We start from the raw sequence: 14,580 nt of genomic DNA on the forward strand, positions 1-14,580 counted from the left end.
CCGCTCTGGCGAAGCGATCGGGGTCGAAGGCTCTTACGGAGCGGCCCCCGCAGTCGCGGTGACCGCGGCCGTCCTGTGGACTGCCGCTTGCTCGCGCCCCGGGGCCGTGAGGGTCGTCGGCGGCCTCGCCGCGAGCGTGAACAGACCGGACATGACCGCATGCATCCGCTGCGGTGGAGCGATCGGGGCCGAAGGTCGCTTCGGCGAGCCCGCCGCCAAGACCGCCCGGACTGGCCGCTGGGCCGCCCCTTGCTCACTTCCGTTGGTCCGCAAGGCAGCGGACGAACTTGCCGCCAGAGTGAACGGAGACCGCACATGAGCGCCTGCATCCGCTCTGGCGGGGCGCTGGGAGGTTGCTTCGGCGCGGCCGCCAAGACCGCCCGCGCCGGGTTGTGGACCACCCCTCGCTCACTCCCCAAGGCCCGCGCGACGGTCGACGACCTGGCTGCGAGTGTGAACGGAGACCGCACATGGCCGCTTGCATCCGCTGCGGTGGGGCGATCGGGGCCGAAGGTTGGTTCATCGAGGCCGCCGCCGAGACCGCCCGCGCCGTTCCGTGGACCACCTCTCGCTCACTCCCCAAGGCCCGCGCGGCCGTCGACGAACTCGCCGCACGCGTGAACGGAGACCGCACATGACCCCCTGCATCCGCTGCGGCGGCGCCATCGACGCCGAAGGCTACTGCGAGGACTGCGGTGCCCGCGCTGTCCCTCCCGCGCCCTTTGCCACCGGTCCAGTCGCAATGGGGCCCAAAGTGACCGCCCCGTCCACCGCTGCCCCCTGCGCCCATTGCGGCGGGTCGATCGACGCCGAAGGCTACTGCGAGGACTGCGGCCGGCGTTCCGTCCCCGCCGCTGGCCCGGCTTCCAGTAACCCGCCCGCCGCTGGCCCGGCCTCAAACCACCCGCCCACCGCCGGCCCCGCCTCAACCACCCCGCCCCCCGCCGCCGCCCCCTGCGTCCACTGCGGCGGCGCCATCGACGCCGAGGGCTACTGCGAAGACTGCGGCCGCCGCGCCGCGCCCGCCGCGCTCCCCTCCCGTCCCTCGACCTCCTCGCGCCGCAGCACCGGCCGGCTCGGCGCCGGGCTCGCCGACCTGCCCTCGGTCCCCGTCGCCGACCCCGTCTCGGCCCTCATGCCCGACCCCGCCGTGCCCGAAGCCGACCGCCACTGCACCAACGGCCACCCGCTCGCGCACGTCGGCCGCGTCACCGGCTTCTGCCCCGAGTGCGGCGCCCCCTTCGACTTCACCCCCGCCCTCAAGCCCGGCGACCTCGTCGCCGGCCAGTACGAGATCCGCGGCTGCCTCGCCCACGGCGGCCTCGGCTGGATCTACCTCGCCGCCGACCGCAACCTCGACGGCAAATGGGTCGTCCTCAAGGGACTGCTCAACACCACCGACTTCGCCGCGCTCGCCGCCGCCGAGGCCGAGCGCCGCTACCTCATCGCCGTCGACCACCCCGGCATCGTCAAGATCCACAACTTCGTCCAGCACCGCGACACCCGCGACGGCACCCTCCACGGCTACCTCGTCATGGAGTACATCGGCGGCGTCTCCCTCGCCGACCAGCTCCGCGCCGGCCTCGGCGAGCGCCGCGGACCCGTCCCGCCCGAATGGGCGATCCCCTGCCTCCTCGAGACCCTCGCCGCCTTCGACTACCTCCACAACGCCGGCATGGTCTACTGCGACCTCAAGCCCGCCAACCTGATCCAGTCCGGCGACCGCATCCGCCTCATCGACCTCGGCGCGATGCGCCGCATCGGCGACACCGGCGGCGACGTCTGGGGCACCATCGGCTATCAGGCCCCCGAGATCAACGGCGACCGCTTCCCCGACGTCGCCTCCGACCTGTACACCGTCGGCCGCACCCTCGCCGTCCTCACCCTCGCCTTCAGCCCCGCGATGCGCACCGAGACCGGCGCCCTCGCCGCCGCCCCGCTGCCCCCGCGTCCCGAGCGCTACGACGAGTCCCTCTACCTCTTCCTCGAACGCGCCTGCCACCCCGACCCCGCCTCCCGCTTCGCCTCCGCCGCCGACATGGCCGACCAGCTCACGGGCGTCCTCCGCCAGATCCGCGCCGCCCTCGACGAGACCCCCTACCCCGCCGTCTCCGCCCACTTCGGACCCGAACGCGGCGCGTACGCCTCCGCCGTCAGCCCCGACCCCACCCGCGTCCTCGCCCCCGCCCACCCCGTCCAGGCCCGCCGCCTCCTGCCCGCCCCGCTCACCGACCCCGCCGACCCCGCGGCCGTCGCCCTCGCCGCGCTCGCGGCCGAACCGCCCGAGACCGCCTTCCCCCTGGTCGAAGCCCTGCCCCGCACCCCCGAGGCCCGCCTCGCGCAGGTCCGCCTCGCCGCCGAGACCGGCTCCGAACGCACCGACCCGCTCCTCATCGAGGCCGCCGCCGAGCTCGGCGGCGACTGGCGCCTGGACTGGTACCGCGGCATCGCCGCCCTCGGCGACCCGGGCCGCCTCCCCGACGCCGCCTACTGGTTCGCCCGCGTCCGCGCCCACCTCCCCGGCGAGCTCGCCCCCTTGCAGGCCCTAGCGATCAGCGCCGAACCGGGCGCCGCGCACCACGCCCGCGTCTGGCGCACCGACCGCGGCTTCACCAGCGCCGCATTCGGTCTCGCCCGCGGCACCGGCGACTTCGCGGCCCTCGAAGCGGTCCCGGCCTCCTCCTCGAGCCACGCCGCGGCCCGCCAGGCGCTCCTGGCGAAGCTCGTCCGCGACCCCGACGTCACCCTCCCCGACCTCAAACGCGCCGCAGTCCTCCTCGAAGGACTCACCACACTGGACAGAGCCGAGGCCGACCTCCTCGAAGCCGAACTGTGGCGCGCCGCCGCGCGCGTGCTCCAGACCGAAAGCCCCGACCCGCAGACGATCCTCTACCGCGTCCCGTTCACCGCCGAAGCCGTCGCCACCGCCCGCGAGGCCGTCCTGCGCCGCATCGCCGGGAGGGTTCCCTCGCCGCGCGTGCGATGGTCGGTCGTCGGCGAGGCCAACCGCGTCCGCCCCCGCACCTGGCTCTGACACCCGCCCCACGAGAGGAACCCCCGATGACCGACACCGGCTTCACCCTCACCGTCGACCAGAACAAGTACCTCCCTCCCGGCGCGAGCGAGATGGCCGCCGTCCTCGCCGTCGAGTGCACCACCGCGCAGGCCCCGGACGCCGAGGTCGCCGAGGTCATCGTCATCGACCGCTCCCCGTCCATGGGCGGCAGCAAGCTCGCCGAGGCCAAGCGCGCCGCCAAGGCCGCCCTCGACGCCCTCCGCGAGGACGCCCGCTTCGCGATCGTCGCCGGCGGCCACGACGCCAGGGAGGTCTACCCCGGCGGCGGCGCCCTCGCCACCGCGACCGCCGAGCACCGCAAGAACGCCGCCGCCGCGATCGACAAGATGGTGATCGGCAACCTCACCTACACCGGCGTGTGGCTGCGCTGCGCCGCCGACCTCCTCGCCTCCCGCCCCGCCGCGATCGGCCACGTCCTGCTCCTCACCGACGGCATGGTCAACCAGGACGCCGCCTCCTACACCGCCGACCTCGACTACTGCGCGGGCAAGTTCACCTGCGACGCCGTGGGCATCGGCACCGACTGGGACCCCGACGAGCTCAAGCAGATCGCCGACCGCTTCCAGGGCACCCGCGCCTTCATCGAGGACCTTGCCGACCTCACCGACTACTTCACCGAGGTCTGCGGCAAGGCCATGGGCAAGGCGTACGGCGACGTCGCGATCCTCGTCAAGACCCCCGTGGACGCCGCGCTCACCTCCCTTCGGCAGGTGTACCCGACCCTCCAGGACCTCGCCGAGCACCGCCGCGACGCCGACGCCCGCGGCGCCCTGTTCCCCTTGTCCGCGTGGGGCACCGAGACCCGCGAGTACCTCCTCGAAGTGAGCGGCCCCGCCTGGCCGGTGGGGGAGGAGCTGCGCGCCGCCCAGGTGCTCGTCGTGCGCGGCCCCGACCGCGAGGTCCTCGCCCGCGGCAACGTCCTCATGTGCTGGGCCGACGACCCGGTCCGCACCGGCCAGGTGAACCCCAAGGTCGCCGCCTACACCGGGCAGGAGCGGATCGCCGAGCACGTCACCGCCGGCCTCGCCGCGCTCGCCGCCCACGACCCGGCCACGGCCACGAGCCACCTCGGCACCGCCCGCCGCCTCGCCGGCGAGGTCGGCAACGAGGGCACCGCCCGCATCCTCGACCGGCTCGTCGACTTCGACCCCGGCACGGGCACCGCCCGCCTCAAGCCGGGCGTCAGCGCCGCGGACCGGTTCCAGGCCGAGGTCGGCACCGACCGCACCGTCCGCACCCCCACCAAGAGAACGGAGCAGCCGTGACCGTCACCTGCCCCACCTGCGGCCACGAGTCCGCCGACACCGAGTGGTGCGACGACTGCGGGCGCCCGCTCACCGGCGGCGACCCCGCGCTGCCGCTGCACGCCACAGGCCCGATCCTGCCCGCGCCCCGCTGCCCCGCCTGCGGCGAGCGCCGCCTCGGCCGCTTCTGCCAGGGCTGCGGCTACAACTTCGAGGACGCCGACGACGCGACCCCGATCAGCGGCGACACCCGCCTCGCGCCCGGTCCCTATCCCGCGGACCCCGGCCCGCTCCCCGGCCCCGCTGATCCCGACCGGGCTCCCGGTGTAACCGGTCCCGGCTCGGCCCACCTCCAGGCACCCAGCGCGGTCCCCGGCTCCGCCGATGCCGACCCGGCCCACGCCCAGGCGCCCGGCCCAGCCGACCGCACGGCAGATCCCGATCGCGCACCAGCGCCCGCCGCCCCGCTGCGCACCCAGCCGACCCCCCTGCAAGACACCGGCTTCGAAGTCCACATCAGCGCCGACCGCGAGTTCTACGACCGCCTCGCCGACGACCCCGACGCCGACACGCCCGTCTGGCCGCCCTATCGCCCCGAGCGCGTCGTAGCCCTCCGCGGCGACACCGTCCGCATCGGACGCCGCCGCAGCGACGGCACCGGCCGCCCCGAGATCGACCTCTCCGAACCGCCCGGTGACAAGGCCGTCTCACACCTCCACGCCGTCCTCATGCGCGAGGGCGACACCTGGAACATCGTCGACCTCGACTCCGCCAACGGCACCCGCCTCGCCGGCCGGCGACTCGAAGCCAACGTCTCCGTGCCGGTCCCCGAGGGCGCCGTCATCCACCTCGGTGCCTTCACCGCACTGCGGCTGCGCCGCAGCGGAACCGGAGGCCCGCGATGAGCTGCCTTTGCGCCCCGCCGCGACTTGAAGTTGCCGCACCCGCACCTCACCCCACCGCCTTCACGGCGCTGCGGCGCAGCCGCAGCAGCATCGGAAGCTCCCCGATGAGCCTGCCCCGCACCACCCCGCGACCCGAAGATGCCGCACCCGCACTCCACCCCACTACCCTCCCGCACTCCGACTCCACCGCACTCCGCTTGCACCGCGAGGGAACCGGAGGCCCGCGATGAGCCTGCCCCGCACCGTCCCGCGCCTTGAGGACGACCCGCTCGCCCTCCGCCTCGACCTCGTCCACCCCACCGCCTCCCCGCCCCGGCTCCTCGTCCGCGCGGTCGCCGCCGTCCTTGCACTCGCCGCCATGCTCACGGCCCTCGCCGTCGCCGCCGCGGCCGCCAACGACGCCCTCGACGTCATCGGCCACGAAGCCGGACCCCAGGTCGTCGCCACCACCGACCTCTACTTCGCGCTCTCCGACGCCGACGCCCAGGTCGCCACCCTCCTGCTCCTCGGCACCTCCGACCCCGACGCCGCCGGCGCCGCCGAAGCCCGCTACGCCCAGCGCCGCGGCGAGATCGCCGCCGCCCTCCTCGAAGCCCACCGCCTCGCCGGCGACGACGACGCCCAGCGCACCACCATCGAGACCGTCATGGCCCGCTACGGCGAGTACGAGCAGCTCGCCGCCGAAGCCCTCCTCCTCGCCCAGCAGGCCGCCTACCCCCAAGGCGAGGCCCCGCCCGAGGTCGTCGCCGCCTACCGCGAGGCCGGCGACCTCATGAGCGGCCAACTGCTCCCCTTGTCCTACAACCTCACCCTGGAGAACGCCACCACCGTCCGCGAGGCCTACGACCGCGCCGAGGACCGCATCGACGCCGGCCTCCTCATCGTCGCCGTCGCCGGCCTCATCGCCCTCGCCGCCCTCGTCTGGCTCCAGATCCACCTCGCCCGCGGTTTCGGCCGCGTCTTCAACCCCTCCCTCCTCGTCGCCACCGCCGTCTGCCTCCTCTACCTCGGCACCGGACTCGCCGTCCTCGACGCCGAGCAGACCGCCCAAGAGACCGCCAAGGTGGACGGCTTCGACAGCGCGCTCTCCCTCGCCCGCGCCAACGCCGTCTCCAACGCCCTCTACGTCGACCAGGTCCGCTACCTCCTCGACGACGAACGCGCCGCCATCTACGAGCAGACCCTCTTCGACAAGGCCCAGGCCCTCCACTACGAGGAGGCCGACAACCTCGACCAGTACCGCGAACGCCTCGCCGCCTCCTGGAGCCTGCGCTCCACCACCCCGCCCTCCACCGGCGGCCTCCTCTCCGACGGCTTCACCGCCAGCGACGCCACCTGGACCGCCGCCGACGCCTACCGCGCCCTCATGGACGCCGACGCCGCCATGCGCATCGGCGTCGGCACCGACGCCGAACGCCTCGCCTCCGTCCGCGAGGCGTACGACGCCTACGACACCGCGCTCGACGCCCTCGCCGACGAGCACCTGGCCGTCTTCCGCACCGGCATCGACGAAGGCGAGAAGGCCATCGCCGACTTCGGCTTCCTCCTGCCCGCCGCGATGGTCTCCTTGGCGGCCTTCACCTTCACCGGCATCGCGCCCAGACTCAGGGAGTTCCGATGAGACGGACCGCGCCCCTCCTCGCCGCCGCGCTGGCCCTGCCGCTCGCCGCGGCCGGCTGCACCGCCGACGACCAGTCCATACTAGACGCCGACGTGCTCCGCATCGCGATCCAGACCGACCAGCCGCTCATCGGCTGGGAGAACGAGGACGGCGAGTACGAGGGCTACGACGTCGACACCGCCCGCTACATCGCCGACCACCTCGGCAAGGAGATCGAGTGGGTCCCGGTCCTCACCGCCGACCGCGAGACCGTGCTCCTGGAGGACCGCGCCGACCTCACCATCGCCTCCTTCTCGATCACCCAGGAACGCAAGCGCGACATCGACTTCGCCGGGCCCTACGCCATCGCCCACCAGGACCTCCTGGTCCGCGCCGGCGACACCGAGATCGCCTCGATCGCGGACATCACGGGACGCCGGCTCTGCTCCACCCGCGGCTCGAACGTCTCCGAGCGGATCAACCTCGAACACGGCGTCTCCTCCGTGCCCGTGCTCGCCGAGGACGCCATCCAGTGCCTGGAGATGCTCATCGACGGCCGGGTCGACGTCATCGCCACCGACGACCGCATCCTCGCCGGCCTCGCCTGGCAGTCGAACGGCGCGGCCCGCCTCGTCGGCGCGGGCTACTCCGAGGAGCGCCTCGGCATCGGCATGCAGCCGGGCGACACCGCCGGCTGCGAGGCGATCAACCGCGCGATCACCGCGATGTACGCCGACGGCACCGCCGAACTGCTCATGCAGCAGTGGTTCGCGCCCGCCGGGATGGACCTCTCCTCGATCCCGATCCCCCAGTACGAAGGATGCGAATGATGGCCGCCCTCACCGCGCCCCCGGCCGCCCGCCGCTCGCCCCGCGCTGTCATCGCCGCCTGCGCGGTCGGCACCTCACTGGAGTGGTACGACTTCTTCCTGTACGGCACCGCCGCCGCACTCGTGTTCGGGCCCTTGTTCTTCCCCTCGGCCTCCCCGGCCGCGGGCACGCTCCTCGCGTTCGCGACCTACGGCGTCGGCTTCGCCGCCAGGCCGATCGGCGGCATCCTCTTCGGACACCTCGGCGACCGCGTCGGCCGCCGCAACGTCCTCGCCGTCTCCCTGCTGCTCATGGGCATGTCGACCTTCCTCATCGGCATCCTGCCCACCTACAACAGCATCGGCCTGGCCGCGCCCATCATCCTCGTGCTCCTCCGGGTGCTCCAGGGACTCAGCCTCGGCGGCGAGTGGGGCGGCGCGGTCCTGCTCTCGATCGAGCACGACCGCCGCGACCGCTGGGGCGCGGCCGCCGCCTGGGTCCAGTTCGGCGTCCCGGCCGGGAACCTCCTCGCCGCGGGCGTGCTCGCCGGCACGAACCTGATCCTCAGCGACGAGTCCTTCCTGACCTGGGGCTGGCGCCTGGCCTTCCTCGTCTCCGCACTGCTCTCCCTGGTGGGACTGTGGATTCGGAGCAACGTCGCCGAGTCGCCCCTGTTCGCCTCGATCCAGGCGGTGCCCGCGAACCCGCTCGGCGAGGTCTTCCGCACCCACAAGCGGGCACTCGCCGCGGCGTTCTGCACCCGCATCGGCGTCGACGTGGCCTTCTACGTCTTCACGCTCTACCTCATCACCTACCTGACGGAGGTCGCCGGCGTCGGCCAGGACGTCGGCCTCGGCGCGGTCCTCGCCGGCTCGGCCGTGCAGCTGCTGCTCATCCCGTGGTTCGGCCGCCTCTCGGACCGCATGGGCCGCAAGGGCATCATGGTCGCCGGAGCGGTCGCCGCCGCGGCCTGGGCCTGGCTCTTCTTCCCGCTCCTCGACACCGGCTCGACCGCGTACATCGCCGTGGCCGTGATCGTCGCCCTCATCGCCCACGCCGCCATGTACGCCCCGCAGGCGGCCTTCATCGCCGAGCGCTTCGAGACCCGGGTCCGCTACTCCGGGACCTCCCTCGGCTACCAGGTCGCGGGCATCCCGGGCGGCGCCCTCGCGCCGCTCATCGCGATCGGACTCTTCGGCAGCTTCGGGACCGGCGCCATCGCCCTCTACACGAGTGCGGCCCTAGGGGTCACGCTCCTGGGGATCGCGATGGCGCCCGCTCCGGTCCCGAGATGACGGAGCGGCCGGTCGATCTTCCACCAGGGATCGACCGGCCGCTCCCCGCGCGGACCCGCCTGAACGGCGGCGTCGCGCGGTGCGGGTGCGGCGGCCTGGGACTGCCGCTGCCGGGGGACCAGGGGTCACACCTCGTGGGCAGCGGCCGGCTGCGCCGCACCGGGCTCAGCTGTTCTCGGGGTGCGCGATCAGCTCATGGGCGCGCCGCAGGATCCAGCCGCACCACTCGTCGCCGCTCCACGCGCCGAACCACTCCGGCACCGGTCAGGCTCGTCGAAGAACCGGCAGATCTCGGCGCGGCCCCGCGCCGTCGTTGCACTCGATCCGGTACTCGGCCGGCCCGAGCGGATGCCCGCCCGACCCCACGCCCACATGGAAGAGCGCGAACACCGCAGGGCCCCTTCTGAAGTCGCCGAGCGAAATCCTCCCGGTGACCAGTGCACCCGCATCCGCAGCGCCTCAAACGATCTCAAGGTTCGCCATCATCCCCATGTCCTCGTGTTCGGCGTTGTGGCAATGGAAGAGGAAGCGGCCGCGATAGCCGTCGAAGCGGGTGATGATCTCGACCGCCTCGCCCGGGCGCAGCGACACGGTGTCCTTCAACCCCGCGTCGTGGGGGAGCGGGGTCCGGCCGCCGCGCGAGAGGACCCGGAAGCCGACCAGGTGCAGGTGCACCGGGTGGTGCACGTCGGCGATGAGCCGCCAGACCTCGACCTCGCCGAAGCGGGCCGTGACATCGGTGCGGGCCGGGTCGAACGGGAGGCCGTCGACCACCCAGCCATGCCGCCCGTCCTCCATGCGCCCGGCGCGAAACGCCAGGTCGCGCACCACCGCGGCCTCCGAGCGATCCCACTCGGGCAGGTCGTCCGCCAGCGTCTCGGGGATCGGCGCGCTCGCGCCCTCGCGCGCGATGCGGAAGGCCATCACCTCGGCGGTGCCGCCCGATCCGAGCCGGTTCGCCAAGCGGACCGTGGAACCGACTGGGAGGCCGGCGAAGTCGATGAGCACGTCGTACCGCTCGGCCGGGGCGAGCGGCAGGCGCTCGTGGCGGACCGGTGCGGCCAAGAGGCCCTGGTCCGAGCCGATCTGGACCAGCGGCACGGTGCGGCCGTCCTCGGCGACGGCCTCCAGCTCGTAATGCCTCGCATTGGAGGCGTTGAGGATTCGCAGCCGGTACAGCCCGGTGTCGACCTCGTGGATCGGCCACGGCGCGCCGTTCACGAGCACCACGTCGCCCATGACCCCGGCTAGGAACGGCTCCTCCACGCCGTGCTCGCCCGTCAGGGTCGGGTCGAGGGAGGGGTACGCGAGCTGGCCCTCGGCGTCGAAGGCGCGGTCGGCGATCATCAGCGGCAGCTCGCGGTCGCTGCGGGGGAGGTCGAGGGCGTCCTCGACCTCGTCGCGCACGAAGTGGAGCCCGGCGAGGCCGCGCCAGATCGCCGGACCGGTGAAGTCCATGCGGTGGTCGTGGTACCAGAGCATGGCCGCGCGCTGGTCGAGCGGGAACCCGTACTCGCGCTGCACGTCGGTGACGACCGCGCGGTCGTCGGGCATGGAGTGGGCGTGGTGGCCGGTCCAGCCCTGGGGGAGGACGAGGTCGGTCGGGTAGCCGTCGGAGGCGGCCGGGGTGCGCCCGCCGTGGAGGTGGACGACCGTGGGAACGGTGAGCTCGTTGCGGTGCAGCACGGTCACGGGCCGGCCGCGCCGCGCCTCGATGGTGGGGCCCGGGAACGAGCCCTCGTACGTCCACAGCCGCGTCGCGTACCCGGGCAGGATCTCCGCCTCGACCTCGCGCTGCACCATCTCGTACCGGTCGCCGCCCGCGCCCGACTCGACCGGCGCGAGCACCGGCGGGATCGGCAGCGGCAGCGAGAACGCTTGCGGTAGTTCGGCTTCGCTTCGCAGCTCCTCACCGGTCACGGCCGGGCGGCGGGCCCAGGCGGCCGACAGCGCCAGACCGCCCGCGGCCACCGCGCCGAGGCCCGCCCCGATCCCCAGCAGCCGCCGTCGCGACGTGCGCAGCTCACCCATGCGCCCGCACCGCCTTGAACCGGCGCGGCAGCGGCCGCCGCCAGACGGCGGCGAACACGGCCGCGATGCCCGCGATGAGGGCCACGCCCAGCGGGAAGTGGAGCCACAGCGCCCCGACGTCGCCCGCGAAGTATTGCGCCGTGGCGCCCAGCACCAGGGCCAGCGAGGTCCAGAACGGCCACGCCCGCCGCACCCGCACCCACACCGCGACCGCGGCCCCGAGCTGAATGATCCCGATGTAGGACACCAGGTTCGCGCCGGTGACGTGCCACGCGAGGCCGTCGTAGTCCCCGCTGAGGTACACCCCGGCGAACACCGGCTGAAGGAACCCGGCCACCAGATGCGCGCTCGCCGCCGCACGCAGCACCCAGCCGCTGACGGCGGTTCGCTCCCCAGTGGAATCAGGTTGCGTCCCTGGCTGCGCCGCTGCCGATCCGGGTGCGGCAGACCGGGAGGAGGCCGGCCTCCGCAAGGAGGTCGGCTGGGGCGATGCCGCTGCGGTGCCGCCGGTCGGCGGCGATGTGGCCGCGGTGCCGCCGTTCGGGAGTGTCATCGCCGCGGCTTCCAGCCCGGGTTGCGCCCCTGCCGCTTCATCCGACCCGGCCCGCGCCAAGGAGGCCGCTCGGGGCGAGGTCGCCGGGGTGCCGCCGGTCGGCGGCGTCATCGCCGCGGCTTCCAACTCTGGTCGCACCCCTGCCGCCTCCTCGGACTCGGTCCGCGCCATGGAGGCTGGCCGAGGCGATGTGGCCGCGGTGCCGCCGACCGGCGGCGTCATTGCCGCCGTTTCCGACCCGGGTCGCACCTCTGCCACCCCCTCCGACCCGGCCCGCGACGACGCGCCATGCTCCGCCGCGCCGTGCTCCGCCGCGTGGGGTGCAGGTGCTGCGCTCCCCGCCGCATCCGATTCCGTCGCCGCCACTCGTGGCGCCGCCGCCGTGCGGCCGAAGTTCGTGAGATCTCTTAGCATGCCGGCAAGGTTATGACCGATCGGTTAAGTCACCAAAGACCAATATCGCTATGCTGCTATAACACTCGCGTCATGGAGGACCCGTGGACCTGAACACGCTGCGCCAGTTCCTGGCCGTCGCCCGCCTGGAGCACCTCAGCGGCGCCGCCGCCGAACTCCGCGTCGCCCAGCCCTCGCTCAGCCGCAGCATCGCCCGCCTCGAAGCCGAGCTCGGCGCCCCGCTCTTCGAACGCGCCGGTCGCTTGCGGCTCAACGACACCGGCAGGCTCTTCCGCGACCACGTCGAACGCGCCCTGGGCGAACTCGAGGCCGGCCGCCGCGCCGTCGCCGAGTCCCTCGACGGCGGCCCCGGTGCCGTGCGTCTCGCCTCCGAGACGTTCCTCCAGCTCACCGGGCCGCTCCTCGCCTTCAAGGCCGCCCATCCCGACGTCGAGGTCCACCTCCACCAGATGACCCCGGCCGAGATGGAGCAGGCGCTCCTCGCCCAGGAGGTCGACCTCGCCCTCGCCTCGCAGCCGGTCAACGCGCCCGGCACCGAGTCCGCGGTGGTCCACGTCGAGCAGGTCTGGCTCGCCACCCCGCCCGGGCACCGCCTCGCCGCCTCCGAACGCGTGCGAATCGAGGACCTCGCCGGCGAGCCCTTCGTGACCACCCGGGCCGGCCAGTGGCAGCGCCGCCTCCTCGAATGGCTCTTCGCCGACCGCAACCTCGAACCCCGGATCGTCTGCGAGACCGACGAACCCGCCGCGACCTACGCCCTCGTCAGCGCCGGACTCGGCCTCTGCCTCTTCCCCGCCATCGCCCGCGACTCCCGCCCCGCCCCCGACGTCGCCTGGACCGCCATCGACCACCCCCACTGCAACCGCACCCTCAGCCTCCACTGGACCGGCGCCGACCGCCTCCCCGCCGCGGCCCGCCTCATGCGCGCCCAGATCGCGGAATGGCCCTGGAACGACGCCGCCACCACCGTCGCCTTGTAGCCTGCCCCGCGACCCTCGCTCCGGAACCCGCCTGCCGCAAGCGGTCTGAGCCGCAAGCGGAAGGGGCCCGACCGGCGACCGGTCGGGCCCCCTTCATGCGGGCCTTGAAACGAACTGAGCCCCTTGGCGACCGAGTTCCTGTGCGGCCGAGCCCCTACACGACTGGGCTCCTACACGACTGAGCTCCTACACAACTGAGCCTCTACACGACAGGGAAGTAGCCGTGGATGAGGTCCTCGGGGTGCTCGGGCTGCGGGAAGTCGCCGGTCACCTGGAACTCGGTGAAGTAGCCGTTCTCCACGTTGTACAGCGTGATCGTGACGTCCTCGTAGACGCCGCCGTCGATCCAGACCCCGTGCAGGTCACCGGTGCCCACGGCCTGGTCGGGACCCCAGGAGGTCCACTCGATGCCGAGGCCGGTGGTGTACTCCGAGAGGACCAGGTTCGTCGGCTCGACGTCGTAGTGCAGCTCGCCGCCGGGTCCCCAGGTGTTGGCGACCTTGGGGGCGTCGGTGACGTGGGTGTCCGCGGCGGCGCTGGCGGCGAATCCGGTGACGCCGATCGTGACGGCCGCGGCGGCCGCGAGGGCGAGTGCTCGTCTGCGCATGGCTGACTCCATTCGGGTGCGAGGTTGCGTTCGCCCCCTGGACGCCCCGAGGCCCGGACCGGGTTGCTTCATGGCGCTATGGGATGTACGACAGTATTGTTCGCCTGCAACAGGGATCGCGCCATTGACCGGGACTTGTCCGGTTCTCTACGCTGCCCGCCATGGACAACGAACTCCGTCTCCCCGCCTCCCGCCGCGGCCTCCTGCGACTCGGCGTCGGCGCCTCCGCCGCCGTCCTCGGGGCGGGCCTCGCCTCGAACGCCGCCGCCGAGACCTCCGCCGCGGACGCGCTCCGCGCCGACCTCGAAGCGCAGCTGAAGGACCGCCTCGACGAGTACCTGGCCTCGACCGGCACGCAGATCTCGCCCTCGGTCGTCATCGAGCGCTGCGGCACGCGCCTGGAGTACAACACCGCGCAGCGGCACATCACCGCCTCGATCGTCAAGGTCGAGATCATGCTGATGCTGTTCGAGCACTACGGCACCGTCGCGGCCATCCCGGCCGACCACCGGGCCCTGCTCGACCGCATGATCCGCGAGTCGCACAACGCCTCCACGACGACGCTCTACAACTTCCTCGGCGGCGTCAACGCCCTCGTGGCCGCCCACGCGCGCTACGGCCTCCAGAACACGACGCCGGACGCGCAGGGCCGCTGGGGCGTCGGCTGGTCCAGCGCCCCCGACCAGATGATCATCACGAGGCTCGCGCTGTACGAGGGCCTCCTCGACGACGAGCAGCTGGCGCTCTCGCGGCAGCTCATGGGCACGATCGTGCCGTCGCAGGCGTGGGGGGTCTCCGCGGCCGCCGCGGACGACGAGACCGTGTGGCTCAAGAACGGCTGGGACGTCGAGTCGCAGCTGGGCGGCCTCTGGGTCGTCAACTCCATGGGCGTCATCGGCGGCGACGGCCCCGACCCGGTCGACCTCGTCGTCCTCAGCTCCGGCGCGGTGAACGACACCGAGGGCATCCCCGTGGTCGAGGAGGTCGCCCGCATCGCGCGCGAGGTGGTCGACCAGGCGTAGGACGGGGCGCAGGTACTCTCCATAGAGGAGGGTGTCTGCGCCGC

The 14,580-nt window shown here is 73.4% G+C and carries 11 protein-coding genes; 8 read left to right on the plus strand and 3 right to left on the minus strand.

Annotated features, from left to right (window positions below):
- Positions 1-754: 754 nt before the first annotated feature.
- From EIW28_RS20455 to EIW28_RS20480, 6 genes are all read left to right on the plus strand, one after another.
- Positions 755-3,034, plus strand: a complete 2,280-nt coding sequence (locus tag EIW28_RS20455; protein ID WP_158630481.1) for a serine/threonine-protein kinase — start codon at positions 755-757, stop codon at positions 3,032-3,034.
- A 26-nt stretch (positions 3,035-3,060) separates the two neighbouring features.
- On the plus strand, positions 3,061-4,341 hold the full coding sequence (locus EIW28_RS20460) for a VWA domain-containing protein (protein WP_158630482.1): 1,281 nt from the start codon (positions 3,061-3,063) through the stop codon (positions 4,339-4,341).
- Positions 4,338-5,225 carry an FHA domain-containing protein gene (locus EIW28_RS20465; RefSeq protein WP_125249577.1) on the plus strand — a complete coding sequence of 296 codons (888 nt, stop codon included), beginning with the start codon at positions 4,338-4,340 and terminating at the stop codon, positions 5,223-5,225. Before EIW28_RS20460 ends, EIW28_RS20465 begins: the two co-directional genes overlap by 4 nt.
- 226 nt (positions 5,226-5,451) lie before the next feature.
- Positions 5,452-6,846, plus strand: coding sequence for a hypothetical protein (locus EIW28_RS20470; protein WP_125249578.1), 1,395 nt, complete (start codon positions 5,452-5,454; stop codon positions 6,844-6,846).
- Positions 6,843-7,655: a transporter substrate-binding domain-containing protein gene (locus EIW28_RS20475; protein WP_125249579.1), complete on the plus strand. Its 813-nt coding sequence runs from the start codon at positions 6,843-6,845 to the stop codon at positions 7,653-7,655. The genes EIW28_RS20470 and EIW28_RS20475 overlap by 4 nt, the downstream gene beginning before the upstream one ends.
- The gene (locus tag EIW28_RS20480) at positions 7,655-8,929 is read left to right on the plus strand and encodes an MFS transporter (RefSeq protein ID WP_197717398.1); all 1,275 of its coding nucleotides are present in this window, start codon (positions 7,655-7,657) and stop codon (positions 8,927-8,929) included. The genes EIW28_RS20475 and EIW28_RS20480 overlap by 1 nt, the downstream gene beginning before the upstream one ends.
- Positions 8,930-9,388: 459 nt before the next feature.
- On the opposite strand, the gene EIW28_RS20485 is transcribed toward EIW28_RS20480, so the two are convergent.
- Both EIW28_RS20485 and EIW28_RS20490 read right to left on the minus strand, forming a co-directional pair.
- Positions 9,389-10,960 carry a multicopper oxidase family protein gene (locus tag EIW28_RS20485; RefSeq protein ID WP_125249580.1) on the minus strand — a complete coding sequence of 524 codons (1,572 nt, stop codon included), beginning with the start codon at positions 10,958-10,960 and terminating at the stop codon, positions 9,389-9,391.
- Entirely contained in the window at positions 10,953-11,297 is a 345-nt protein-coding gene (locus EIW28_RS20490) for a hypothetical protein (protein ID WP_197717399.1), read from the minus strand. Before EIW28_RS20490 ends, EIW28_RS20485 begins: the two co-directional genes overlap by 8 nt.
- Before the next feature lie 713 nt (positions 11,298-12,010).
- On the opposite strand from EIW28_RS20490, the gene EIW28_RS20495 reads away from it, so the two are divergent.
- Complete coding sequence (locus tag EIW28_RS20495) at positions 12,011-12,907, plus strand: LysR family transcriptional regulator (RefSeq protein ID WP_125249582.1); 897 nt, start codon at positions 12,011-12,013, stop codon at positions 12,905-12,907.
- Positions 12,908-13,109: 202 nt separating this feature from the next.
- On the opposite strand, the gene EIW28_RS20500 is transcribed toward EIW28_RS20495, so the two are convergent.
- On the minus strand, positions 13,110-13,514 hold the full coding sequence (locus EIW28_RS20500; RefSeq protein WP_125249583.1) for a hypothetical protein: 405 nt from the start codon (positions 13,512-13,514) through the stop codon (positions 13,110-13,112).
- Between the two features lie 161 nt (positions 13,515-13,675).
- On the opposite strand from EIW28_RS20500, the gene EIW28_RS20505 reads away from it, so the two are divergent.
- Positions 13,676-14,536 (plus strand): serine hydrolase, encoded by an 861-nt coding sequence (locus tag EIW28_RS20505; protein WP_125249584.1) that lies wholly within the window; start codon positions 13,676-13,678, stop codon positions 14,534-14,536.
- Positions 14,537-14,580: the final 44 nt, after the last annotated feature.

The sequence above is a fragment of the Glycomyces terrestris genome (assembly GCF_003933745.1).
Taxonomy (GTDB): Bacteria; Actinomycetota; Actinomycetes; order Mycobacteriales; family Micromonosporaceae; genus Glycomyces; species Glycomyces terrestris.

What these genes read in the sequence shown, in the direction of transcription:
- EIW28_RS20460 (WP_158630482.1), top strand. Translation starts at nt 3,061, where the DNA reads ATGACCGACACCGGCTTCACCCTCACCGTCGACCAGAACAAGTACCTC.
- EIW28_RS20470 (WP_125249578.1), top strand. Translation starts at nt 5,452, where the DNA reads ATGAGCCTGCCCCGCACCGTCCCGCGCCTTGAGGACGACCCGCTCGCC.
- EIW28_RS20475 (WP_125249579.1), top strand. Translation starts at nt 6,843, where the DNA reads ATGAGACGGACCGCGCCCCTCCTCGCCGCCGCGCTGGCCCTGCCGCTC.
- EIW28_RS20480 (WP_197717398.1), top strand. Translation starts at nt 7,655, where the DNA reads ATGGCCGCCCTCACCGCGCCCCCGGCCGCCCGCCGCTCGCCCCGCGCT.
- EIW28_RS20485 (WP_125249580.1), bottom strand. Translation starts at nt 10,960, where the DNA reads ATGGGTGAGCTGCGCACGTCGCGACGGCGGCTGCTGGGGATCGGGGCG.
- EIW28_RS20500 (WP_125249583.1), bottom strand. Translation starts at nt 13,514, where the DNA reads ATGCGCAGACGAGCACTCGCCCTCGCGGCCGCCGCGGCCGTCACGATC.
- EIW28_RS20505 (WP_125249584.1), top strand. Translation starts at nt 13,676, where the DNA reads ATGGACAACGAACTCCGTCTCCCCGCCTCCCGCCGCGGCCTCCTGCGA.